Here is a 1,414-nt window from a genome sequence, read left to right as displayed (position 1 = left end):
GGGCGCCCCGGTCGCCGAGGACCGGCCAGCCGTCGGGCCCCCAGCGCATCGGCTGGAGGTGGACCACCCTGCCGTAGGCGCCGCGCTGCTGGAAGTGCAGGAACCAGTCCTCGCCGGCCGCGGTGCGCACCCAGCCGCCCTGGTGCGGCCCGTTGACGTCGGTGTCCCGCTGCTCCAGGACGATCCGTTCCTCGTACGGGCCGAAGAATCCGCGGGAGCGGAACGCGCCCTGCCAGCCGGTCTCCACTCCCCCGGCCGGGGCGAGGATCCAGAACCAGCCGTCGTGCCGGTAGAGCTTGGGCCCTTCCAGGGTGAACCAGCCGGGGATGCGGTCCCCGTCGACGATCACCTTGCCCTCGTCCAGCAGCGAGGTGCCGTCGGGGTGCATCCGGTGGCCGGTGAGGCGGTTCTTGACGCCGGAGCGGGATCTGGCCCAGGCGTGCACGAGGTAGGCCTCGCCGGTCTCGTCGTCCCACAGCGGGCACGGGTCGATCAGGCCCCGGCCCGCCTTGACCAGGTGCGGTCGGGTCCACGGCCCCCTGATCTCGGGCGCGTTGACCTGGTAGATGCCGTGGTCGGGGTCGCCCCAGAAGATCCAGAAGCGGTCGTCGTGGTGCCGGATCGACGGTGCCCAGACGCCGCGGTCGTGCCGCGGCCGGGCGAACTCCTTCGCCGGCTCCAGGCGTTCGAGGGCGTGGCCGACGAGGGTCCAGTGGACGAGGTCGCGGGAGTGCAGCAGGGGCAGGCCGGGGACGCGGCCGAAGCTGGAGGCGGTGAGGTAGAAGTCGTCGCCGACGCGGACCACGTCCGGGTCGGACCAGTCGGCGTCCAGGACCGGATTGGTGTAGGTGCCGGTGGTGTTCACTGGCTCACCGCCGTCCGGACCAGGGCAGCCGCCTCGTCCCGGGCCAGGCCGCCGTCGGCGACGACCGTGACCACCCGGCGTACGACGGTCCCGCCGGGTTCCACCGGCAGGCGCTCGGCGGAGGCCAGCGACGAGCCCACGCCGGGGTACTCGGCGGCCCGGACGAACCACGGGTCCCGGCGGGTGTCCTCGGTGGCGCCGGCGAAGACCAGGGTCCAGCCGGTTCCCGTCAGGGCGAGCCAGTCGGCGCGGGTGCCGTGCACCTCCGCCTCGCCCTCCCGGTCGGCGGTGAAGACCTCCGGGGGCCGGGCTTCCTTGCGGGCCCGCCAGAAGAAGCCGCCGTAGGCAGCGCCGGGGCGGCCGTTGGTGGCGGGGCTGCCGATCGTCAGGGGCCCGGCGGTGACGTTGGTGAGGGAGAAGGTGAAGTCCAGCGCCCAGGCGGTGTCGGTGAGTCCGGTGGCCGCGACGGTACGGCGCTCGCGCAGCAGCTCGGTTCCGGCGGCGACCCAACGCAGCTCCTCCACGAAGCCGTCGGGGTCGCGGAGCTGG

At 74.0% G+C, this 1,414-nt stretch carries 2 protein-coding genes; both read right to left on the bottom strand.

Features of this window, described 5'->3' with window-relative positions; translation table 11 throughout:
* Positions 1-865 (bottom strand): glycoside hydrolase 43 family protein (locus CCN44_RS32060; RefSeq protein WP_143650085.1); only part of this gene is annotated, 865 nt, incomplete at its 3' end.
* On the bottom strand, positions 862-1,414 hold a 553-nt coding region (locus CCN44_RS32055; protein ID WP_086701610.1), incomplete at its 5' end, for a DUF6807 family protein. The genes CCN44_RS32060 and CCN44_RS32055, both read right to left, overlap by 4 nt.

Source organism: Streptomyces tricolor (assembly GCF_002155905.1).
GTDB classification, from domain to species: Bacteria; Actinomycetota; Actinomycetes; order Streptomycetales; family Streptomycetaceae; genus Streptomyces; species Streptomyces tricolor.
Note: the sequence above shows the minus strand (reverse complement) of the source record. Positions and strands in the feature narration are given on the sequence as shown.